The organism is Archangium sp., from assembly GCF_036277355.1.
Taxonomy (GTDB): Bacteria; Myxococcota; Myxococcia; order Myxococcales; family Myxococcaceae; genus Archangium.
On sequence record NZ_DASUNC010000099.1, the window covers coordinates 45723 to 67677 of the forward strand.

Genomic DNA, 21955 nt, shown 5'->3' on the forward strand with positions numbered 1-21955 from the left:
CTCAGGCTGGTTTGAAAGTACCTGCCTTCCATTGTTCGAGCGCCACCCCCGCGGTGAACCCCACGAAGCTCTTGGGGATCTTCGCAAGCTCGGTAAGCACGCGCTCACCTTCATCTGGAGCAAACGCCAGCGCGAAAGAAGCAACCCAATACCGGGTTCCCGGCTCAGGAGCGTCAATCAACTTCAGCAATTGGCGCTGTGCTTCAATACCTCGCTCCCGAAACTCCTTACGTATTGCCACCAAGAGTTCGTACTTGCGATTGGCATCCTTGGGCCTACCTGCCTCGATGTCACGCCCATGCTCAGCAGAGATGAGCCCGTACTCTTCGACCAGACGTTCTGTCGAAAGCTCCTTCCACTGTGTTTTTTTCATGGGATGCCTCCGAACTGCCTCAAGACCATCAACCCAAACGCTCGATGCTTCTCATATGATTGGGTACGCAGCCACTCACGCACCACCATATCGCCAGAAATTTCTTGCCTGGATGAGTAGAATGCACTGATTCGTTCGTGCAGCTTTGCATCCACTGCGATCACGTTCTCGGTGTTGTGAATAGCCTCGGCGCCAAACCGCTCGACATTGCACTGCTCGACGATGTGGTGCCACTGCTTCCCCTCACCCGCTTTACCCATATAGGCCTTGAAGTCCTTGTAAGATTTGAAGGCCCGATGCCCATTGGGAAGAAGCCTGCCCTGCGTCCGGCTCGACTCGCCACCGGACATGGCCATGGCATTGATCGGCAACACGACCCGGATGGTGCTCTCGGCCACAGAGACGATGACCTTCTCCGTCTCGGCCGCCGCAGCGAGCACACGCACACCACCCTGCTGCGCCCCACGGATTGAGGCCTGTGCGAACCCCGGCAGATTGGGCGCCCTGGCCATCAGCGCGGCCGTTTCACCCACCGCCGCCGTGCCCACCATGACCAGGATGCGCACGCTGTTGGGCCCGATGCGCCGACCGAACCGCTCGCCCGCTTCGCGCAACTCCGCGAAGGTGGTGGCTCGCGCGGACTCCTCCGAGAGCGCCATCCACCCCTCGATGAGCCCCCACATCTCCGTCCCCAGATAGCTCCACAGGAGGACGGCGAAAGCCGTGGCAACCCCTTTGCTGAGCGGCTCGGGTGCCACCAGCAGCGCCATATAGGCCGTGATGGAGATGCTCGCCATGGCCGCCACACGCGTGGGGTCGAGCAGGGTCCGCAACTCCGCGTTCACGCCCTCCAGCGCCGGCTCCACGGCCAGCGCCAGCGCGATGCGGCGCTTGTCGTCATCTCGCAGGCACGAACCGTCCTCGAGGAGGGAGAGACAGTCACCCGGAGTGCCACGCCGTTCGCAGAAGCGACCATAAGACCTGGCCAGCTCCGGCTGACACGACTGACCCACCGAGGCTCCGGAAGCCAGCGCATACCTGCGACCCGGCCGCATGGGCACGGACGCGGGTGCCACCCGCAGCGGCATCTCCAGCACCAGCCCCGCCATGGCGGCCGAGAACTCGGCGTCCCCCACCTGCACCGGCGCGAAGTCCGTGGGCAGGGTCGCGAACACCCGCGCCTCCCCCTCCACCGAGGCCTCGCTCATGGGCGGTGCCGCCGTGGCGCAGCCCGCCAGCAGCACACCCAACGCCAGAGCCAGCACGCCCAGACCGGCGTACCGCCAGATACCTCGAAGCACTCGACTGATGACGCGAAGGGTCATTCCACCGTGAATGCTGCGGTACGCCCGAGGCAACGGGAAGAAGCAAGGGGTACGAGCACGCGTCACTTCCAGGCGTCCCAGGCGCCACATACACCGCCCTACACACCTTCGGCCCTCCAGAAGCGAGGCTCATCCCTCACCGTGCAGTGCCTGCCCGAGCCGACGCCGCCGGTCCCCCTCCCGGGCCCAATCGTGCTAGATGCGCGCCCCATGGACGGAACCACGGAAAAGGATCCCCTTCGCGCCCGGCTGCAGGACATGGAGAAGCAGGCCGAGCTGGGCGGTGGCGCTGACCGCATCGCCAAGCAGCACGAGGCCGGCAAGCTCACCGCTCGCGAGCGCATCGACCTGCTGCTCGACCCCGGCTCCTTCACGGAGATGGACAAGTTCGTCACCCACCGCAGCAACGACTTCGGCATGGGTGACAAGAAGATCCTCGGCGACGGCGTCGTCACCGGCTACGGCACCGTCGAGGGCCGCCAGGTCTTCGTCTTCGCCCAGGACTTCACCGTCTTCGGCGGCTCGCTCTCCGGCGCCTATGCCCAGAAGATCTGCAAGATCATGGACATGGCCATGCGCGTGGGCGCTCCCGTCATCGGCCTCAACGACTCGGGCGGCGCTCGCATCCAGGAGGGTGTCGAGAGCCTCGCCGGCTACGCCGACATCTTCCTGCGCAACACCCTCGCCTCCGGCGTGGTGCCTCAAATCTCCCTCATCCTGGGCCCGTGCGCGGGCGGCGCGGTGTACTCGCCCGCCATCACGGACTTCATCATGATGGTGAAGGACACCTCCTACATGTTCATCACCGGCCCGGACGTCATCAAGACGGTGACGCACCAGGAGGTGACCAAGGAGGAGCTGGGCGGCGCGCTGGCGCACAACCAGAAGTCCGGCGTGGCCCACTTCGCCGCGGAGAACGAGCAGACCGCCATCATGATGACGCGCGAGCTGCTCTCCTTCATCCCCTCCAACAACCAGGAGGACCCGCCCGTCCAGCCGTGCGATGACGATCCGTTCCGCGCCGACGAGGGCCTCAAGACGGTCGTCCCCAGCAACCCGAACAAGCCCTACGACATCAAGGAGATCATCCGCGCGGTCGTGGACAACAAGCACTTCTTCGAGGTGCAGGAGCACTTCGCGAAGAACATGGTCATCGGCTTCGCCCGCATGAACGGCAAGTCGGTGGGCATCGTGGCCAACCAGCCGGCGGTGCTCGCGGGCTGCCTGGACATCGACGCGAGCGTGAAGGCCGCGCGCTTCGTCCGCTTCTGCGACTGCTTCAACATCCCCCTCATCACCCTGGTGGACGTGCCCGGCTTCCTGCCCGGTACCGACCAGGAGTGGGGCGGCATCATCACCCACGGCGCCAAGCTGCTCTACGCCTTCGCCGAGGCCACCGTCCCGAAAATCACCCTCATCACCCGCAAGGCCTACGGCGGCGCCTACGACGTGATGGCCTCCAAGCACATCCGCGCGGACATCAACTACGCCTACCCCACGGCCGAGATCGCCGTCATGGGCCCCGAGGGCGCGGTCAACATCATCTTCCGCAACGAGCTGCTCAAGGCCAAGGACGCCAACTCCGAGCGCACCCGGCTGGTGAACGAGTACCGCGAGAAGTTCGCCAACCCCTTCAAGGCGGCCGAGCTCGGCTACATCGACGAGGTCATCCGCCCCGAGGAGACGCGCGCCAAAATCATCCGGGCCCTGGAGATGCTCAAGAACAAGCGCCAGGAGAACCCGCCGCGCAAGCACGGCAACATCCCGCTGTAGGCAGGCAGGCAGGCAGGGCCTTCAGCCCGAGAAACAGTGGAACGCCTCCCCGGGAAATTTTAGGGGGGGCGTTCAGGCTTTGAAGGGACGCACCACATAAGGAGCCCCCTTTTGTCTCAACCCCGCCTCGTTCTCTTCCTCGCCGACATCGAAGGCAACCTCGCCGCCCTGCGCCAGACGCTCACCCGGGCCTGTGAGGCCGCCAACGTCCCTCCGCCGGAGGTCCGCTGGGTCGAGTCCGCCACCTCGCTCGCCGATGCCGGCTGGCGCGTGGCCGAGCTGAAGCTGGTCCCCTCGGGCGGCAAGGCCGTCCCCGAGGACCACCTCGATTCCCTCGTCCGTTCCGTGGCCCGTGACTTCCGCGACCAGGCCGTGGGCCTCTACACCGACAAGGCCGGCAGCTATGGCCGCGCCTCCCTGAGCGAGCCCGGCCGTCCCTCCCGCTCCCTCGAGGGCGAGTACATCGACGTGGTGCGTCAGACCGCCCGCTGGCTGGGCGTCGAGGCGCCCCTGCTCGGCCGCCTGCTCGACGGTGGAGCGACGGCCCGCAACCTGCTCGCCGCCGCGGTGGACTTCGGCAACGACGACCCCCACGCCCCGGCCCCCACGGGCAAGCCGCGCCGCCAGGAGCAGCCGCCTCCTCCGCCCGAGCCGGACGAGGATGACCGTTTCGTCGACGCCAAGCTGGCCGAGGCGCGCCGGCTGATGGAGCAGTACCTCAGCCACCGCAAGTAGTGGCTGGGCATGCGCTCCCCTGTGCTAAAGGGAGCGCCCATGGCCAAGATCCGCAAAATCCTCGTCGCCAATCGGGGCGAGATCGCCGTCCGGGTGATGCGCACCTGCAAGGAGCTCGGCATCGCCACGGTGGCGGTCTACTCCGAGGCGGACCGCTCCGCCCTGCACGTCCGTACCGCCGACCAGGCCTTCCTGGTGGGCCCGCCGCCCTCGCGCGAGAGCTACCTCGTGCAGGAGCGGATTCTGGAGGCCGCCAAGAAGGCCGGCGCGGACGCCATCCACCCCGGCTACGGCTTCCTCTCGGAGAACGCGTCCTTCGTGCGCGCGTGCGAGAAGGCCGGCATCATCTTCATCGGCCCGCCCGCCAGCGCCATGGACGCCATGGGCGAGAAGACGCGCGCCCGCCAGAACATGATCAAGGCCGGCGTGCCCGTCGTCCCCGGCACCGCCGAGCCCATCCCCACCGTCGAGGAGGCCCGCGCCTACGCCGAGAAGATCGGCGTGCCGGTGATGCTCAAGGCGGCCGGTGGTGGCGGCGGCAAGGGCATGCGCAAGGTGGAGCGGATGGAGGACTTCGAGTCCTCGTGGCGCGCCGCCAAGAGCGAGGCGATGAACGCCTTCGGCAACGACGCCGTCTACATCGAGAAGTACCTCGAGAAGCCGCACCACGTGGAGATCCAGGTGTTCGCCGACCAGTACGGCAACACCATCCACCTCAACGAGCGCGAGTGCTCGGCGCAGCGGCGCCACCAGAAGGTGGTGGAGGAGACGCCCAGCCCCATCCTGACGCCGGAGCTGCGGGCGAAGATGGGCGAGGTGGCGGTGAAGGCCGCCAAGGCGGTGGGCTACGTGGGCGCGGGCACGGTGGAGTTCCTCGTGGACGTGCACCGCAACTTCTACTTCCTGGAGATGAACACCCGCCTCCAGGTGGAGCACCCGGTGACGGAGTGGGTGACGGGACTGGACCTGGTGGCCTGGCAGATCAAGGTCGCCGAGGGCGAGAAGCTCCCGTACACCGAGGCGCCGAAGCCCAACGGGCACTCCATCGAGGTGCGCGTGTACGCGGAGGACCCGGCGCGCAACTTCATGCCGAGCCCGGGCCGCATCAACTACCTGCGCGTGCCGGGAGGCCCGTACCTGCGCGACGACTCGGGCGTGTTCCCCGGGTACACGGTGCCCAACACGTATGACCCGATGATCTCCAAGCTGTCCGTGTGGGCTCCCACGCGGCGCGAGGCCATCGAGCGGGCGAAGCGCGCGCTGACCGAGTACGTGGTGAAGGGAATCACCACGAACGTGCGCTACCTGAAGGCGATCGTCTCGCACCCGGAGTTCGTCGAGGGCGACTACGACACGAGCTTCCTGACGCGCGAGCACGAGACGCTGCTGGGCAAGGGCGAGGATCCGCAGCTGACGGAGGCCGCGCTGCTGGCGAGCGTGGTGTACGCGTACCAGAGAGATCAGAAGAAGGCGAAGACGCTGACCCAGGCGCCGTCCGAGGGCGGCAAGGGCGGCATCTCGGCGTGGCGGCTGGCGAGCCGCCGCGGGCGCTAACTCCACGGGGAACCGATTCCAATGCGTTACTTCGCGAAGCTGCAGGGACAGAAGGAAGCGGTGCCGGTGGACATCGAGCCGGCCGGAGAGAATCGCTTCAAGCTCACGCACAACGGCAAGACGTTCGTGGTGGACGCGCTGACGCTGGACCACGGCGCGGTGTCCATGCTGGTGGATGGAACCTCCTACAGCGTCGAGTTCGACGAGCAGGGCGACGAGGTGCAGGTATCGGTGCGTGGGCAGGTGACGCGCATCGACGTGGCGGACGAGCGGCGGCTGCGGCTGCGCGCGGCCACGGGGGGCTTCTCGGTGGAGGGCAAGCAGGTCATCTCCGCCCCCATGCCCGGCAAGGTGGTGAAGGTGCTCGTGAAGCAGGGCGACGAGGTGAAGGAAGGTCAGGGCCTGGTCGTCATCGAGGCCATGAAGATGGAGAACGAGCTGAAGAGCCCCAAGGCCGGCAAGGTGGTGGAGCTGCCAGCCAAGGAAGGCACCGCGGTGGAGATCAACGCGAAGCTCGTGGTGGTCGAGTAGGACCCTATTTCCCCTCTCCCTCCGGGAGAGGGGGCAGTGATCAGCTCCGGGGACCCGAGAGAAAGGTCCCCAGGATGCGCCGTGCGGCCAGCGTGGGAGTCGCACGGCCCTCCCGTACGTCGTGCTCCAACGTAGGCCCGAGCTCGGCCACACCCGGATGCGCATGCAGGGCGGCGCGCAGTCCGTCCTCGATCATCGACCACATCCACTGGACCTGCTGCACCCTCCGGCGCTTCTCCAGCTCGCCCGAGGCCCGCTGGGTCTCCAGGCGCTTCTCGACCGACGACCACACGCGCTCGATGTTCGTGTTCTCCAGCGCGCTGCAGGTCGTCACCTCGGGCTCCGCTCCCGGGCGCATCAGGTGCAGCGCCGCACGATACTCGGACCGCGCCCGCTCCGCGCGGATCGCGTTGTCTCCGTCCGCCTTGTTGATCGCGATCATGTCCGCGATCTCGAGGATGCCGCGCTTGATGCCCTGCAGCTCGTCCCCGGCTCCCGCCAGCATGAGCACCAGGTAGAAGTCCACCATGTCGGCCACCACCGTCTCCGACTGGCCGACCCCCACCGTCTCCACCAGCACCACATCGAAGCCCGCGGCCTCGCACAGCAGCAGCGTCTCGCGCGTCTTCCGGGCCACGCCTCCCAGGGTTCCGCTGGAGGGACTGGGCCGGATGTACGCGAGGCTCTCGCGCGACAGCCGCGCCATCCGCGTCTTGTCGCCCAGGATGCTCCCGCCCGAGACCGTGCTCGAAGGGTCAATCGCGAGCACCGCCACCCTCTTGCCCAGCCCCACCAGGTGCATCCCGAGCGCGTCGATGAACGTGCTCTTCCCCACTCCCGGCACGCCGCTGATGCCCACGCGCAGCGCCCCACCCGTGTAGGGCAGCAGCCGCGTGAGCACCTCCTGCGCGAGGGCCTCGTGCTTGGGGTGCTCGCTCTCGATGAGCGTGATGGCGCGGGCGAGCATGGCCCGCTCGTTCGCGCGGACGCCCTCGACGTACGCCTCGACCGGCAGAGGCTTCAAGCATCCCCCAGCGCGGCGTCGAGCTTGTCCAGCAGCTCGATGGCCGCCTTCGCGATGACCGTGCCCGGGCCGAAGATCGCCGCGGCACCGGCCTCTCGCAGGGCCTCGTAGTCCTGGGTGGGAATCACGCCGCCCACCACCACCATGATGTCCTCGCGGCCCAGCTCCCGGAGCGCCTTCTTCAGCTGGGGAACCAGCGTCAGGTGACCCGCGGCGAGCGAGCTCGCACCCACCATGTGCACGTCGTTCTCGACGGCCTGGCGGGCGGACTCCTCGGGCGTCTGGAAGAGCGGACCGATGTCCACGTCGAAGCCGAGATCCGCGAACGCGGTCGCGATGACCTTCTGCCCGCGGTCGTGGCCGTCCTGGCCCATCTTCGCGATGAGGATGCGCGGACGCCGTCCGTGCTTCGCCAGGAAGTCATCCGCCTTCTCGCGCGCCTGGGTGATGCCCTGCGCGTCCTTGCCCGCTTCGCTGGAATACACCCCTGAGATGCTTCGCACGGTGGCCTCGTAGCGCCCGAAGACCTTCTCCAGCGCCTCGCTGATCTCCCCCACGGTGGCCTTGGCGCGCGCCGCGTCGATCGCCAGCGCGAGCAGGTTGCCCTCGTTGCGCTGGGCGGCCTGCGTGAGCGCCTCGAGCTTCTGCTTCACGTCGCTCGGGTTGCGCTCGGCGCGCAGATCGCGCAGCCGCGCGATCTGCGCCTCGCGCACCGCGGTGTTGTCCACCTTGAGGATCTCCAGGGACTCCTCGCGCTCGAGCGGGTACTTGTTCACGCCGATGATGGCCTGACGGCCCGAGTCGATGCGCGCCTGCGTCCGCGCGGCGGCCTCCTCGATGCGCAGCTTGGGCAGACCCTTCTCGATGGCCTTGGTCATGCCTCCGAGTGCCTCGACCTCCTGGATGTGCGCCCACGCCTTCTGGGCGAGCTCATGGGTGAGCCGCTCGACGTAGTAGCTGCCGCCCCACGGGTCGATCACCCGCGTGGTGCCGCTCTCCATCTGGAGATAGAGCTGCGTGTTGCGGGCGATGCGCGCGCTGAAGTCCGTGGGCAGCGCGATGGCCTCGTCGAGCGAGTTGGTGTGGAGGCTCTGCGTGTGGCCCTGGGTGGCCGCCATGGCCTCGATGCACGTGCGGACCACGTTGTTGAACACGTCCTGTGCGGTGAGGCTCCAGCCCGAGGTCTGGCTATGCGTACGCAGCGCCATGCTCTTGGTGCTCTTCGGGTTGAAGCCCTTGATGAGCCTGGCCCAGAGCATCCGGGCCGCGCGCATCTTCGCCACCTCCATGAAGAAGTTCATGCCGATGGCCCAGAAGAACGACAGGCGCGGCGCGAAGTCATCCACGCCCAGCCCGGCCGCGAGTCCCGTGCGCACGTACTCCACTCCGTCGGCGAGCGTGTACGCGAGCTCCAGGTCCTGCGTCGCCCCGGCCTCCTGCATGTGGTAGCCGCTGATGCTGATGCTGTTGAAGCGCGGCATCTTCTCCGCCGTGAAGCGGAAGATGTCCCCGATGATGCGCATCGAGGGCCCGGGCGGGTAGATGTACGTGTTGCGGACCATGAACTCCTTGAGGATGTCGTTCTGGATGGTTCCGCTGAGCTGCTCGGGACGCACGCCCTGCTCCTCGGCCGCGACCACGTAGAGCGCGAGGATGGGCAGCACCGCGCCGTTCATCGTCATCGACACGCTCATCTGATCGAGCGGGATGCGATCGAACAGGATGCGCATGTCCTTGATGGAGTCGATGGCCACGCCCGCCATGCCCACGTCACCCGTCACGCGCGGGTGGTCACTGTCGTAACCCCGGTGCGTGGCGAGATCGAAGGCGATGGAGAGGCCCTTCTGACCGGCCGCGAGGTTGCGGCGGTAGAAGGCGTTGGAGGCCTCGGCCGTGGAGAAGCCGGCGTACTGCCGGACGGTCCACGGCTGCTGCACGTACATCGTCGAGTACGGGCCCCGGACGAAGGGCGGCAGGCCCGGCATCGTCCCGAGGTGCTCGACGCCCTGGAGATCCTCGGCGGAGAACACGGGCTTGACGGGAATGCCCTCGGGGGTGAGCCAGGGGTCGGCGCGCTGGGTGCTCTCGTGAGCGCGCTGCCGCAGCGAGTCGCGCGTGGACGCGGGCGAGAGCGTCTCGGGGGCGTCGAAGTCGATCTCCGCGAAGTTCGGCACGTTGCTGCGCATCAGGACACTCCGAGCTGCTTGTGCAGCGAAGACAAGGTCTCGAACAGGTCGCCACCCGCGAAGATGAACAGGTCGACCCCCGCCGCCCGGAACGCCGCCTCGTGCTCACCGGGGCGGCCCGCGACGGCCACGATTCGTCCGCCCTGCTGCTTCAGGGCCGCGGTCAGCGCGGGCACCCACTCCGGGTACATCGCATCCGGACCGGAGAGCACCACCAACCGGGCCCCGGCAGCCGCGATGAGCGAAGCGGCCTGCGCCACATCGGTGAAGCCATGGTGCTGCACCGGCTCGATGCCTCCCGCGGCCAGCGCATTGGCGATCCACGTCGCACGGGCCGTGTGCTCCGCCACCGTGCCGAGATTGGCCATGAACGCCCGGGGACGATGCCCATGCGCCGCGAGGTAGCGGTCACTGGCATCGCGCAGCGACTCGAAGGCATCCGCCAGACGCACCGGACGCAGCGGCGTCATCCGCAGCTCGACGGGCCCAGCCGAAGCGGGGCTCGCGGCCTCGGACGCACGGGGCGTCCTGCTCACGGACTGCTCGTCGAGGTTCGGGAACTCGCTCACGCCCACGATGGGCAGGCGGCGCGTACGGATGGCCTTGTTGCGGGCCGCGACCGTCTCCGCGAGCACCCGGGCAATGTCACCCTGCACGAGCGCGGCCGTCATGCCGCCGAGCGCCTCGATGCGCCGCAGCTCGGTCCAGGCGGCGCGGGCCATGTCGCGGGTGAGCTGCTCGATGTAGTAGCTGCCGCCCGCGGGATCCGCGACGCGGTTCAGGCTCGACTCATCGCGCAGGATGAGCTGCGTGTTGCGGGCGACGCGGCGGGAGAACTCGTCGGGCAGCCCGATCGCCTCGTCGAAGGGCGACGTGGTGATGCTGTCCGCTCCACCGACGACGGCCGCGAAGGACTCGGAGGTGGACCGCAGCATGTTCACCCAGGGGTCCCGCCGAGACTTGGTGGCGGCCGCCGTGCGCGCGTGGAGCACCATGGCCTGTGCCTCCGGAGAGCCACCCGAGGCCGCGACGGCCTTGGCCCACAGCAGCCGCGCCGCACGCAGCTTGGCGATCTCCGGGAAGAACTGGCTGCCCACCGAGAACGAGAACTGGAGGGAGCGGGCCGCGTCCTCGGGCGAGACGCCGGCACGCTCGAGCCCCCGCAGGTACTCCACGCCGGTGGCAATGGCCCAGGCCAGCTCGTGCACGGACGTGGCGCCCGCGTCGGCGTAGGCCCGCGTCGAGACGAGCAGCGCGCGCAGCCCCGGAGAGCCCTTGCGCGTGGACGTGACGAGCGAAGCCGCTTCGGTGAAGACCGCCTGGAGCCCGTTCCGCAGCGCGCCCGTGCGAGCCAGGACACCAAGCGGGTCCACCCCGAGGCAACCCTGGAGGCTCTCGCGCGGGGTCCGGGTGCGCTCGGCCACGTCGAGCAGGAGCGCCGCCGCGGACAGTGGGTTCTCCTCGGGCTCGAGGTGGACGGGTGTCCTGGAGAGCGCGACGGAGGCGAGCAGGCGCTCCAGGTCCGCGGCATTCCGCACGCGGATGCCCTGGGTCTCGCCGAGGCAAAGCCACACGCCCAGGACGCCCCGGTCGAGATCAACGCGGATGGCCTCGGCGGCGGTGGCCACGTCGGGCTCGCTGTACTCCTGGCAGACGAGCCAGCCGCCCTCGGTCAGGCCGAGAGCCTGCGTCCCACGAACGAAGGGAGCGACGCCCGGCGGCTCGGGCGGAGCGGCCGGGCCCGCGTCCTCCCGCGTGTACAGCGGCTGGAGCGAGAGGCCCCCTTCGAGCGCGGACTGGAGCGACGTGAAGGGCTTTCCCTTCAGGTCCTTGTCCACGAGGCGACGCCACTCCTCGACCGAGGTGGGCGGAAAATCCTGGGCGATGTGCAGAGGGGTTTGCGACATGCAGCGTCCTCGAATCGGTGGCGGGGGCCTGGCTCACGAGCGGGGCCGGTTGCCTCTTAGGTCCAATCCGCCCATGGGGCAACGGGGCCTCGTGAGCCGTCCTATCCTTCTTATGCGCACCATTTTTCTACGTTCTTCGACGAGCCGGGCACGCTCGACGCGCTGGGTCAACATTTGTCGGCACTCCCGCTGGCCCGCCCGGCTGCCCCTCCGCCGCTTGCATCCACCCGGGCCGGGCCATAATAGTGAATGACCCATTCACTGATGGCGGAGGTGGGCGATGGCGCAATACCTCAAGGACGAGGTCCACGAGGCCATCCTGGCGGCCGCGCTGGAGGTGTTCGCCCGCAAGGGCTTCCGGAGCGCCAGCATGGCGGAGATCGCCTCGGCCGCCCGGGTGTCCACCGGCAACATCTACCGTTACTTCGAGAACAAGAACGCCCTCTACGAGGCCGCCGTCCCCGACTCGTTCGTCACCACCTTCCAGCGGCTCCTGCGGCAGCGCGTGGAGGCGGCCCGGGGCGTGAAGGACCTCCGGAAGCTGGAGCCCGGCGCCCCCTATCGCCTCATCTCCGAGGAGGCGCTCGCCTTCAGCCTGGGCAACCGGCTGCGCGTCGTCGTGCTGCTCTCCAGCTCCGAGGGCACCCCGCATGAGCACTTCGCGGACAAGCTCGTCCAGTTCCTGCTCGAGTCCGCCACCTCCCACTTCCACGCCCGGCCCTCCCCACCCACGCGCTTCGCGCTCGAGGAGCTGTACCGGAACTACGTCACATCGCTGGGGCGCATCCTCCGTCACTTCGAGGAGGAGCACGCCATCCGCGAGGCGGTGGAGGCGCTCTCCCGATACCACCTGACCGGACTCGCGGCGCTCTTCGAGTCCTGAGCAGGCGAGGAGCCGGGCCCACCCGCGCGTCCTCGCGTCCATCAAAAATGAATCATCCGTTCACTCATGAAGGAGAGGCACTCGTGACGAACTCGCTGAGCAGGGGGGTGGACACCCGATCGCTGATGTACCGCATCTTGGAGAGCCCGGAGCAGGTCTCGGCCCTCCAGCAACTGCCAGTCCCCGCCCTGACGCGCCTCATCCACCACGTCGGGCTGGAGGACGCGGGAGAGCTGGTGGCTCTCGCCACGACGCAGCAACTGGCCCGCATCTTCGACGAGGACCTGTGGCACAGCACCCGCCCCGGCCAGGAGGAGCGCTTCGACACGGAGCGCTTCGGCCTCTGGCTGGAGGTGATGCTCGAGATGGGGGCGGATCGCGCGGCGGCCCGGCTCGCGGAGATGGACGAGGACTTCGTCACCTTCGCGCTGTCCGGGCAGCTCCTGGTGCTGGACCTGGATGCGCTGACGCTCGAACGCATGCGCTCGAACGAAGCCCAGGAGGACGAGTCCCTCGTGGACAAGGCGCTGGAGAGCAGCCTCAGCCATGAGCTGGACCGGTTCCTGCTCATCGCCCGCCGGCCCGAGTCGTGGGACGCGGTGCTCTCGGTGCTCGTGGCGCTCGACGAGGCACACCATGAGCTCCTCGTGCGTCTGCTCGAGCGCTGCTGCCATCAGGCCTCCGAGTTCATCGAGGACAACGGTGGGCTGTACGCGGTCCTCACCACGGCCGAGCAGCTCGAAGCGGACGTGTCCCAGGCGCGGGAGGAGCGGCGCGAGCGCGAGGGCTTCGTCGCCCCCACGGATGCGGCGGCCTTCCTGGGACTCGCCAGGTCCGGGCGCGTGGGAGACGACCCCATCACCCGCGGCTACGCCCGGGCTCAGCGCGAGGCCACACGGACTCCGCCCGCCCAGGTGGATGGCGTACGGCCCGCCCAGGCCGCGGCATCCACCATGCCCCTGCTCCACCTCCTCCAGGAGGCGGAGGTGCTGACCCCGCGGCCCCCGGTGGCCCTGCTCGGCGAGGGCGGCGGCACCCACCCGTACGCCTCGGCCAGGGTCCTCCGGGAGGCGCTGGCCTGGCTCCAGGGTGAATCGCCCGAGGCCCTCGCGCGGTGCATGCAGGACCTGGGCTACCTGTCGAACGTGCTGCTCTCCGGCTGCGTCCATGCGGGCCGCCCCTTGCGCGCACTGGAGGCGGCGCAGGTGGCCATCGCCACGTGCAACCTCGGGCTGGAAGCGCACCCGGAAGCCGGAGCGGATGCTTCTCGCATCGGCGGCGTCCTGCTCCGGGAGGGGCTCGTTCCCGCGTTCGGCCAGGGGTGGTGGTTGCTCCACGAGGACGTGGTGATGCGGAGCGCCTGCGCCTTCGACGCCGCGCTCGCCCGCCAGGTGCCCGCGGGGCGCGGAGAGGCCGCGAGGGCCCGTGCCGAGCTCGCTCGGGACATCGCGGCCGGCAAGCCCTGGGCCTCTCGCAAACGATGGGTGCACCTCGCTCCCTTCCTCTCGAAGGCGGCGTTCGCCGCGATGCGGGAGCTCGTGGACGAGTGCCCCGCGTTCAACGGGGCCTTCCTCGCCACGCGGGAGCAGGTGGAGGAGGCGCGGCGGCGGGTGGGAGAGCTGCTCGCGCCGCCCTCCCGGTGAAGCACCGCGCCTACGGCATGGGCCGCGACGTGATGGACGGCGCCTCGGGCATCGAGGGCCAGCCGTTGCTCCAGAGGATGGGGTCCATGAGCATCACGCGCGCGGTGCTTCGGCGGACCCCCGGGCGCGGGCTCGATACTTTCGAGGGGTTGCGAACCACTGGTAAGGTCGCCGCCCCCGTGACCCGGGCAGGAGAAACGGATGGAGATGCTCTGTACCCTTCGCAGCCTGACGGACACCCAGCGCCAGAAGCTGCTCGAGCACCCCGACAAGCTCGAGGAGTTCATCGACGACGAGGAGGACTTCGAGGACGCGGAGGGCTCGCGCTTCCTGGACCTCGACATCGGTGAGACCTGGCACGGCCTGCAGTACCTGATGACGGGCACGGCCTGGGAGGGCAAGGCGCCACTGGACTTCCTGGTGCGCGGAGGCCAGGACGTGGGAGACATCCCCTCGGACGAGGGCACCGCTCGCGTCTTCACGCCGGACCAGGTGAAGACCCTCTCCAAGGCGCTCGGCGCGCTCTCCGAGGACACGCTGCGCAAGCGCTATGATCCCGCGCGCCTGCAGGAAGAGGACATCTATCCGGGCTTCTGGGAGGAGCCGCCGCCCGACCTCGACCCCGAAGAGGAGCTCTTCTCCTTCTTCGAGGAGCTGAAGAAGTTCACGGCCGCCGTGGCCAGGCGCGGCCACGGGCTGCTGGTGTTCATCGGCTGAGCGGGCTCACCCGGCGAAGACGTCGCGGCCCAGCTTGAGGACGAGCGCCGTCACCACCAGCAGCACCACCTTGCGCACCAGCTTGTCGCCGCCCCGCACGGCCAGGTGCGCGCCAATCCACCCGCCGGTGAACTGCGCCGCGGCCATGGGCAGGGCCACGTACCAGAGCACCAGGCCGCGGTAGGCGAAGAGGCTCACCGCCGCGAGGTTGGAGGCGAAGTTCACCACCTTCGCGTCCGCCGAGGCCTTCGTCAGCCCGTGCCCCAGCAGCCCCGAGAAGGCGATGATGAGGAACGTGCCCGTCCCCGGCCCGAAGAAGCCGTCATAGGTGCCGATGAGCAGCGCGATGATCGCTCCCAGCGACAGCAGGCGGTTGCGGGGAGGCTCGGGCCGCTCGCCCGGCGGCGGCCCCCGGCGGAAGGCCAGGAAGGCCGCGACGATCACCAACAGCGCGAGCACCACCGGCTTGAGGACCTCGGGGCGCATCAGCAACACCAGCCCCGCGCCGAGGAACGAGCCCACCAGCCCCAGCGGAAAGGTGACCGTCGCGAGCTGCCGGTTCAGCAGCCCCGCCCGATAGAAGCGCACCAGCGCCGCGAACGCGCCGAACACCGACTGTCCCTTGTTGGTCCCCAGCACCACGTGCGGCGGCAGGCCGGTCGTCAGCAGAGCGGGCAGCGTCACGAGCCCTCCTCCCCCGGCGATGGCATCCACCACACCCGCCGTGAGGGCCGCGATACACAACAGGACGATTTCGAGCGCGCTGACTTCCACGAGCGGCCACCTACCACGTCCAAAGCTTGCGTGCGCGACGACTCTGGGCGTCAATTCGGGGCCAAGCCCCCCCGCCGAGGTCCTTCCGTGCTCGCCTCCCTCGTCTCCGTGATGACCCTCGTGCTGCTGTCCGCCCCGCCCGCGCCCGTGGACCCCAAGGGGCCCACCTGCCGCTCCATCGACGGGCACGTGGCGTGTGGCTACCAGTGCAAGTCGGACGGGCGGCGCGTGCAGTGCGCGCAGACGCCCCAGGGCACCTGCCAGGTCCTGGATGGTCAGGCCATCTGCTTCGACCCTCCGCCCCACATCGTCCGCATCTACGGCAGCGCCCTGCCCGAGCCCGATTGCAAGGTCATCGACGGACAGGTGGCCTGCGGCTACAACTGCGCCACGCAACCCGGCAAGGTGAAGTGCGCGCGCACTCCCGCGGGTATTTGTGTCGGACGCAATGACGAGATCGTCTGTTTCGATCCGCCCCCCGAGGTGTACGCCGTTCATGGCAAGGACACGCCTCGCGCCGAGTGCCGCAGCAACGGCGTGGAGAGCGCGTGCGGCTACAAGTGCACCCTGGGCGCCGGGAAGGTGGCGTGCAACAGGACGCCCGCGGGCGCCTGCAAGAGCGATGGTCTCCAGCTCACCTGCTTCGACCCGCCCGCCGAGGTGCTCTGCGCCTATGGCAAGAACCTGCCGGCCCTGCAGTGCCAGTTGAGCGACGGCCAACCGGTGTGCGGCTACGGCTGCACCAAGGCCTATTCCAAGGTGTCCTGCGCGGCCACCCCCAAGGGCCTGTGCAAGGTGTTCGATACAGAGGTGTATTGCTTCGACCCACCGAGCGCTCAGGACGCGGACCCGGCCTGCCTGAGCCTCATCGGGCTGGCCTCGTTGGAGGCTCCGTAGCGGAGGCGTTGGGTCCGGGTTAGGGTGCCCCCAGGCACACAAGGAGCGACATCCGAGATGGCGGAGGGAGAAGTCCGGCAATACTTCGTGCGGAACGAACAGGGGACCATCTGGGGTCCGCTCGCCCTGCCAACCATCGAGTTGCTGATCGATAACGGCATCATCCAGGGCAAGCTCCAGGTGTCCGAGGACGGCATCAACTTCGCCTTCCCCGGGCGCTTCCCGCACCTGCGCGACTCGTTCCCCCGCGAGACGTGGGGCGACGTCGTTCCCCCCGGTCCAAGTGTGCCCGCGGCCCCGCCCGGTGCGCCCGCCGCGCCGCCTCGTGCCGTCACGAGGCCGCCCGTCGCCGGTGCCGGTGTGCCTGTCGCGGGCCCCGCGGTCACCCGTCCTCCCGTCGCCGGTGCCGGTGTGCCCATCGCGGGCCCCGGCATCACCCGGCCTCCCGTCTCCGTGCCCCCCGCGGGCCCCGGTGCCGTCGCCCGGCCGCCCGCTCCCGGTGTGCCTGGCGCCGGCCCCGCCATGACCCGGCCTCCCGTCCCCGGTGCCGGTGTGCCCGTGGCAACCCCCGCCGCCCGCCCGCCTGCCCCCGTGGCGCCCGGTGCACCCGCACAGCCCGCGGCCCAGGCTCCGGGCGTGCCTCCCGCGGCGGCCGCCGCTCCCGCACCGGCCGTCGCGCGGCCCTCGGTCTCCGTCCCCTCGGTCTCCACCCCGGAGGAGCCACCTCCCGCCAGTGGGACGATCGAGACGCACTCGCCCGTGCGCCTCTACGGCCTCATCGCCGCCGGCAACCACACGGGCCTGCTCACGCTCACCCTCGCCGACTGCGCCGTCAGCATCCACTTCCGCAAGGGCAACCCCGAGTTCATCGACTCCTCCCACCCCGAGGACACGCTGGGCACCTGGCTCCTCCAGGCGAAGCTCGCCACCGCCGAGCAGCTCCAGCAGGCCGAGGCCGCCCGCGGCCGCTTCGGCGGAGAGCTGCTCGCGGCCCTCTTCGGCCTGGGGCTCCTCCAGCCCGCCTCCGCCTTCACCCAGCTCGCCCACCGCGCCCAGGCCATCCTCCTCAAGGGCCTGCGCGCCGAGTCCGGCTCCTTCACCTTCGAGCCCAGGGAGCTGCCCGCCGCCAAGGCCATGCCCCTGGGCAACAAGTGGGCCGTGCTGAGCGATCTCGTGCGCCGCATGCCCAGCGCGGACCTCCGCCGCCGGCTCCAGCCCGTGCTCCCCCTGCCGGTGATGAAGGCCAACGGCCGCGTGGCCACCGGTGACCTGCGCCTCACCCCTCACGAGGTGCGCGTGCTCGCCCTCATCGACGGGGTGCGCTCCACCGGCCAGCTCCTCAACGACATTCCCCAGGACGCCGAGCACCTGCTGCGCCTCGTGTTCCTCCTCAAGGAGCTCGATGGGGTGTCCTTCGCGGCCGTGGCCCCGCGCGTGGCGGCTCCCCCTCCCACGCAGGCGAACGCCCCGGCCGCCCCGCAGCCCGCCGCCAAGACCGCGCCTCCCGTGGCTCCGGCCGCCAAGACGGCGCCTCCCGTGGCTCCGGCCGCCAAGACGGCGCCTCCCGTGGCTCCGGCCGCCAAGACGGTGCCTCCCGTGGCTCCCGCCGCCAAGCCGGCCGCGCCTCCCGCCGCCGCACCCCAGGCCGCCCGCGCGGCCACGGCGCCAGGGGTCGCCCAGGCCGGCGCCACCCCCCAGGCCACCGCGCCCCGTCCGGCGGCACCTCAGGCCCCGGTGGCCAAGCCCGCCCCGCCTCCTCCCGCCGCGAAACCGGCCGCGCCCGCCGCCGCCGCTCCGCCCGCGGCGAAACCGGCCGCCCCGGCTCCTGCCTCCGCTCCCGCCGCGGCCCCTGGCTCCGCACCGGGCGCGGCCGAGATTCCCACGCTCCGCGAGCTCGCCGCGAAGATGAAGGAGCAGAACCACTTCGAGCGCCTGGGCCTGGGCGTGGACACCAACGGCCCGGCGGTGAAGATCGCCTACTTCAAGCTGGCCAAGCAGTACCACCCGGACACGCTGCCTCCCGGTGCGCCTCCCGAGCTGGAGAAGCTCAAGGCCGACATCTTCGCCTACATCGGCGACGCCTACCGCGCGCTCTCGGACGACAAGAGCCGCGCCGCGTACCTCGAGGATCTCAAGACCGGCGGCAGCACGCCGGCCCAGGTGGACGTGGAGGCCATCCTCAAGAGCGAGGAGTTCTTCCGCAAGGCCGGCATCTACATCAAGGCCCGCAAGTTCGCCGACGCCGCCAAACTGCTCGACGAGGCCATCCAGCTCAACCCCGAGGAGCCCGAGTTCTTCGCCTGGCGCGGCTACGCCCGCTTCTTCACCTTCGAGGACAAGAAGGCGGGCTACGCCGAGGCCTACAAGGACATCCAGCAGTGTCTGAAGCAAAACGACAAGGTGGCCTCGGGGCACTATTTCCTGGGAGTCATCGCCAAGCTATGTGGTGACAACCACGGCGCGCTCAAGCACTTCCAGAAGACGGTGGAGGTGCAGCCCAATCACATCGACGCGCAGCGGGAGATCCGCATGGCGTCCCAAAAGAAGTAGGGTGCGCCACCCCGGGAGCGCCGCCGAGCGCTCCCCTACACGAGGAGAAGCATCTTGCCGTTGACCGGAAAACAGCGCCGCCACCTCCGCGGGCTGGGACACCACCTGGAGCCGGTGGTCATCGTGGGCCAGTCGGGCGTCACCGAGGGCGTCATCGCCGCCGTCGAGCAGGCGCTGCACGACCACGAGCTCATCAAGGTGAAGATCAACGAGGGCCCGGAGGACCGCCACGAGGCCGCCAAGAAGCTCGCCGAGGGCACGGGCTCCGAGCTGGCCCAGCTCCTGGGCCGCACCGCCCTGCTCTTCAAGAAGCGGGACGAGGACTCGCAGTTCGAGAAGCTCGAGAAGATCTGAGCGGTCCGCTCAGCGAGTGAAGCCCGCGGCCCGGGCGGCCTCATCCGCCCCCGTGCCCAGGCGTTCCAGCAGGGCGGGGCCGAAGTACTGGCGGCGCGACTCGCCCTCGCGCGCCTCCACCCGCTCCGGCGTCTCCACGTAGCCCACGTAACCGTCCGCCAGCCCCAGCACGCCCGTGGCCCCCGTGCGCCGCACCAGCGCCGCACCCGCGCCCACCGTGGGCTCGCCCGGCAGCATCAGCAGCTCCAGCGGCCCGAGCGTCAGCGCCCCCACCTCCGCCGTCCGCGAGGACGAGGCGCACAGGAAGTTGTCCCCCGCCGCGCGCGAGTATGACGGCACCAGCCGCGAGGCGTCCGGCCTCGGCAGCGCCACCTCCACCCGCGCGAAGGCCAGCCTCGGGCTCCCGGCCGCCACCGGCGCCGTGCGCTCGGCCAGTCCCGCCACGGCCCGCGCGTACCCCAGCGCCTTCTCCACGCCCTCGCCCTCGTCGAAGGCCACCGACGCGTTGCCCGCGGCCCCCTGCAGCACCAGCGCCACCCCACCCCGCTCCTCGCGCAGCTGGCTCAGCCGCCCCGGCCAGTCCGGGTCCACGAAGTCCCGCTTCCTCGGCACCACCGTGGGGTGCGCGGCGAACACCAGCAGCTCCGCCACCGGCCCCGCCGCGCTTCTCAGCACCGCGTGGGTGAGCGCTCCATCCGGGGCATCGCCTCCCGAGCGCGAGCGCACCAGGCCCGGCTCCTTCGCCTCGCCCACCTCCAACGTGACGTCCGCGAGCCGCGCCACCGACTGACGCAGCGCCTCGGTGGCCCCGGCCACCGCCGCCTCCAGTGCCGCCTTCCGGAAGCGCCCGGTGCCCACCAATTGGGACACCAGCCGCGAGTCATAGCCTCCGAAGGACGAGTGCGCGTGCGTGGCCACCACCACCACGTGCGGGAGCCCCAGGCCCGCGGCCCGCTCGCGCACCGCCGCCACCAGCTCGTCGGGCACCAGCAGCAGCTCCAGCGACACCAGCCCCACCTTCACGTCCCCGGCGGCCAGCACCACGGCCCGCGCCTGGGGTGGGGTGTCCGCCTGGCTGGCCTCGGGGCGGGGAGGCCCATAACCGGCCACCACCACGGGATAGGGCGGAGCCAGCGGCACCTTCGCCGCCCCGGCCTTCAGGGGACCCTCGGCCCTCGCCTGCTCGAGTACCAGGGGTGCGCGCTCGTTCCACCGCCCGCACCAGTTCCAGGACGCGAGGGCGTACGCCGAGCCCACGGTGAGAATCAACAGGGGAAGCAGGTGGCGCAGCCAGCGCCGGAAGCGCGAGGACATCCAGGGAGGGAAGCCTACCTCCAGATGGTGAATTCCAGGTGAATCTCCGCCTGCCTGCCCTTTCCCCACCCCCCTCCCGGAATCCCCCGGACGAGGCCGCCGTTCTCCAGTTCCGTTCGGCACCCGAAGGGGGTAAGGCTCGCGGCATGTGTGGGATCTTCGGAATCGTTGGTAACCCAGAGGCGTCCAACCTGACGTACCTCGGCCTGCATGCCCTGCAGCATCGTGGGCAGGAGTCCGCGGGCATCGTCGCCACGGACGGCCATGGCCTCCGGGCCCATCGCGAGATGGGGCTCGTGGCGGACATCTTCACCGCGCCGGTGCTGGAGAAGCTGCCGGGCAGCGCGGCCATCGGCCACGTGCGCTACTCCACGGCGGGCGTCAGCCAGCTCAAGAACGCCCAGCCCCTCACGGTGGAGTACGTGGGCGGGCAGCTGGCGGTGGCCCACAACGGCAACCTCGTCAACGCGCAGGAGCTGCGCCACCAGCTCGAGGCCGACGGCGCCATCTTCCAGTCGGACTCGGACACCGAGGTGGTCATCCACCTCATCGCCCGCTCCAAGCAGCCCACCTTCGAGCAGAAGGTCGTCGAGGCCCTCTCCAAGGTGAAGGGCGCCTACAGCATCCTCTTCCTCACCGACAAGAAGCTGGTGGCGGTGAGGGACCCGAACGGCTTCCGGCCGCTGGTGCTCGGCATGCTGAAGAACAGCTGGGTGCTGGCCAGCGAGACGACGGCGTTGGATCTCATCGAGGCGGAGTTCCTGCGGGAGCTCGAGGCCGGAGAGATGGTGGTCATCGACGAGACGGGCCTGCACGCCAGCCAGCCCTTCCCGCCCACGCGGCTGGGCCGGTGCATCTTCGAGCACGTGTACTTCGCCAAGCCGGACTCGGTGCTGTTCGGCACGAGCGTGTACGAGACGCGCAAGGAGATGGGGCGGCAGCTGGCCAGGGAGCAGCCGGCGCCCGGAGCGGACCTGGTCATCGCGGTGCCGGACTCGGGCGTGCCGGCGGCGATCGGCTACGCGCAGGCGAGCGGCATTCCGTACGACGTGGGCCTCATCCGCAGCCACTACGTGGGCCGCACCTTCATCGAGCCGCAGCAGTCCATCCGCCACTTCGGCGTGAAGCTGAAGCTGTCGGCGGTGCGCCAGGTGCTCAAGGGCAAGCGCGTGGTGGTGGTGGACGACTCCATCGTGCGTGGCACCACCAGCCGGAAGATCGTGAAGATGCTCAAGGCGGCCGGCGCGCTGGAGGTGCACCTGCGCATCTCCTCGCCGCCCACGCAGTGGCCCTGCTACTACGGCATCGACACGCCGAGCCGGCAGGAGCTGATCGCCTCCAGCCACAGCGTGGAGGAGATCGCCCGCTACGTGACGGCGGACACGCTGGGCTACATCTCCATGGAGGGCCTGGGC

The 21955-nt window shown here is 69.7% G+C and carries 18 protein-coding genes; 11 read left to right on the forward strand and 7 right to left on the reverse strand.

Annotation, left to right across the window (positions count from 1 at the left end; all coding sequences use genetic code 11):
- Position 1 precedes the first annotated feature (1 nt).
- Positions 2 to 373: a DUF2019 domain-containing protein gene (locus VFZ09_RS25465; RefSeq protein WP_329730255.1), complete on the reverse strand. Its 372-nt coding sequence runs from the start codon at positions 371 to 373 to the stop codon at positions 2 to 4.
- Positions 370 to 1698 (reverse strand): hypothetical protein, encoded by a 1329-nt coding sequence (locus VFZ09_RS25470; protein WP_329730256.1) that lies wholly within the window; start codon positions 1696 to 1698, stop codon positions 370 to 372. Before VFZ09_RS25470 ends, VFZ09_RS25465 begins: the two co-directional genes overlap by 4 nt.
- A 210-nt stretch (positions 1699 to 1908) precedes the next feature.
- On the opposite strand from VFZ09_RS25470, the gene VFZ09_RS25475 reads away from it, so the two are divergent.
- The 4 genes from VFZ09_RS25475 to VFZ09_RS25490 all read left to right on the forward strand — a co-directional run bounded on the left by VFZ09_RS25475 (position 1909) and on the right by VFZ09_RS25490 (position 6291).
- The gene (locus VFZ09_RS25475; protein ID WP_329730257.1) at positions 1909 to 3471 is read left to right on the forward strand and encodes an acyl-CoA carboxylase subunit beta; all 1563 of its coding nucleotides are present in this window, start codon (positions 1909 to 1911) and stop codon (positions 3469 to 3471) included.
- A 111-nt stretch (positions 3472 to 3582) separates the two neighbouring features.
- On the forward strand, positions 3583 to 4206 hold the full coding sequence (locus tag VFZ09_RS25480; protein WP_329730258.1) for a hypothetical protein: 624 nt from the start codon (positions 3583 to 3585) through the stop codon (positions 4204 to 4206).
- A 39-nt stretch (positions 4207 to 4245) separates the two neighbouring features.
- Positions 4246 to 5760 carry an acetyl-CoA carboxylase biotin carboxylase subunit gene (gene accC / locus VFZ09_RS25485; protein ID WP_329730259.1) on the forward strand — a complete coding sequence of 505 codons (1515 nt, stop codon included), beginning with the start codon at positions 4246 to 4248 and terminating at the stop codon, positions 5758 to 5760.
- A 21-nt stretch (positions 5761 to 5781) separates the two neighbouring features.
- Positions 5782 to 6291 (forward strand): biotin/lipoyl-containing protein, encoded by a 510-nt coding sequence (locus VFZ09_RS25490; protein ID WP_329730260.1) that lies wholly within the window; start codon positions 5782 to 5784, stop codon positions 6289 to 6291.
- A 40-nt stretch (positions 6292 to 6331) separates the two neighbouring features.
- Here the strand turns inward: VFZ09_RS25490 and meaB are convergent, their stop codons facing one another.
- Genes meaB through VFZ09_RS25505 form a run of 3 tightly spaced genes read right to left on the reverse strand, consistent with a single transcriptional unit; the run spans position 6332 to position 11408 of the window.
- Positions 6332 to 7315, reverse strand: coding sequence for a methylmalonyl Co-A mutase-associated GTPase MeaB (gene meaB, locus VFZ09_RS25495; protein WP_329730261.1), 984 nt, complete (start codon positions 7313 to 7315; stop codon positions 6332 to 6334).
- Entirely contained in the window at positions 7312 to 9501 is a 2190-nt protein-coding gene (gene scpA, locus VFZ09_RS25500) for a methylmalonyl-CoA mutase (protein WP_329730262.1), read from the reverse strand. Before scpA ends, meaB begins: the two co-directional genes overlap by 4 nt.
- Positions 9501 to 11408 (reverse strand): methylmalonyl-CoA mutase family protein, encoded by a 1908-nt coding sequence (locus VFZ09_RS25505; RefSeq protein WP_329730263.1) that lies wholly within the window; start codon positions 11406 to 11408, stop codon positions 9501 to 9503. Before VFZ09_RS25505 ends, scpA begins: the two co-directional genes overlap by 1 nt.
- Positions 11409 to 11688: 280 nt before the next feature.
- Between VFZ09_RS25505 and VFZ09_RS25510 the strand changes: the two genes are divergently transcribed.
- From VFZ09_RS25510 to VFZ09_RS25520, 3 genes are all read left to right on the forward strand, one after another.
- A complete protein-coding gene (locus tag VFZ09_RS25510; protein ID WP_329730264.1) occupies positions 11689 to 12291 on the forward strand; it encodes a helix-turn-helix domain-containing protein in 603 nt (200 codons plus the stop codon).
- A gap of 83 nt (positions 12292 to 12374) precedes the next feature.
- Complete coding sequence (locus tag VFZ09_RS25515; RefSeq protein ID WP_329730265.1) at positions 12375 to 13934, forward strand: DUF6178 family protein; 1560 nt, start codon at positions 12375 to 12377, stop codon at positions 13932 to 13934.
- Between the two features lie 201 nt (positions 13935 to 14135).
- On the forward strand, positions 14136 to 14651 hold the full coding sequence (locus tag VFZ09_RS25520; RefSeq protein ID WP_329730266.1) for a YfbM family protein: 516 nt from the start codon (positions 14136 to 14138) through the stop codon (positions 14649 to 14651).
- A 6-nt stretch (positions 14652 to 14657) separates the two neighbouring features.
- On the opposite strand, the gene VFZ09_RS25525 is transcribed toward VFZ09_RS25520, so the two are convergent.
- Positions 14658 to 15425: a TSUP family transporter gene (locus tag VFZ09_RS25525; RefSeq protein WP_329730267.1), complete on the reverse strand. Its 768-nt coding sequence runs from the start codon at positions 15423 to 15425 to the stop codon at positions 14658 to 14660.
- A gap of 87 nt (positions 15426 to 15512) precedes the next feature.
- On the opposite strand from VFZ09_RS25525, the gene VFZ09_RS25530 reads away from it, so the two are divergent.
- Genes VFZ09_RS25530 through yhbY form a run of 3 tightly spaced genes read left to right on the forward strand, consistent with a single transcriptional unit; the run spans position 15513 to position 19226 of the window.
- Positions 15513 to 16322, forward strand: coding sequence for a hypothetical protein (locus tag VFZ09_RS25530; protein ID WP_329730268.1), 810 nt, complete (start codon positions 15513 to 15515; stop codon positions 16320 to 16322).
- A gap of 57 nt (positions 16323 to 16379) precedes the next feature.
- Positions 16380 to 18872, forward strand: coding sequence for a J domain-containing protein (locus tag VFZ09_RS25535; RefSeq protein ID WP_329730269.1), 2493 nt, complete (start codon positions 16380 to 16382; stop codon positions 18870 to 18872).
- Positions 18873 to 18926: 54 nt separating this feature from the next.
- Positions 18927 to 19226 carry a ribosome assembly RNA-binding protein YhbY gene (yhbY, locus tag VFZ09_RS25540; RefSeq protein WP_329730270.1) on the forward strand — a complete coding sequence of 100 codons (300 nt, stop codon included), beginning with the start codon at positions 18927 to 18929 and terminating at the stop codon, positions 19224 to 19226.
- A gap of 9 nt (positions 19227 to 19235) precedes the next feature.
- Here yhbY and VFZ09_RS25545 read toward each other — a convergent pair whose 3' ends face one another.
- Positions 19236 to 20540: a hypothetical protein gene (locus VFZ09_RS25545; protein WP_329730271.1), complete on the reverse strand. Its 1305-nt coding sequence runs from the start codon at positions 20538 to 20540 to the stop codon at positions 19236 to 19238.
- Positions 20541 to 20686: 146 nt separating this feature from the next.
- On the opposite strand from VFZ09_RS25545, the gene purF reads away from it, so the two are divergent.
- The coding region (gene purF, locus VFZ09_RS25550) for an amidophosphoribosyltransferase (protein WP_329730272.1) at positions 20687 to 21955 on the forward strand (1269 nt) is incomplete at its 3' end.